The organism is Parazoarcus communis SWub3 = DSM 12120 (assembly GCF_003226565.1).
GTDB classification, from domain to species: Bacteria; Pseudomonadota; Gammaproteobacteria; order Burkholderiales; family Rhodocyclaceae; genus Parazoarcus; species Parazoarcus communis.
Genome location: NZ_QKOE01000183.1, coordinates 1 through 255 on the forward strand (window position 1 = coordinate 1; position 255 = coordinate 255).

Below are 255 nucleotides of genomic sequence, written 5' to 3' on the forward strand. Positions count from 1 at the left end.
GAAGTTGAAATGTTTGTGAAGATGCAATCTACCCGCGGCTAGACGGAAAGACCCCATGAACCTTTACTGTAGCTTTGCATTGGACTTTGACGGGACTTGTGTAGGATAGGTGGGAGGCTTTGAAGCCAGGACGCTAGTTCCGGTGGAGCCAACCTTGAAATACCACCCTGGTGTCGTTGAGGTTCTAACCCAGGCCCGTGAATCCGGGTCGGGAACAGTGCATGGTGGGCAGTTTGACTGGGGCGGTCTCCTCCC

The 255-nt window shown here is 54.1% G+C and carries 1 rRNA gene; it reads left to right on the plus strand.

The annotated features are described in order from the left end of the window. Nucleotides 1–255: ribosomal RNA gene (locus DNK49_RS23655) — 23S ribosomal RNA — on the plus strand; the annotation flags it as partial.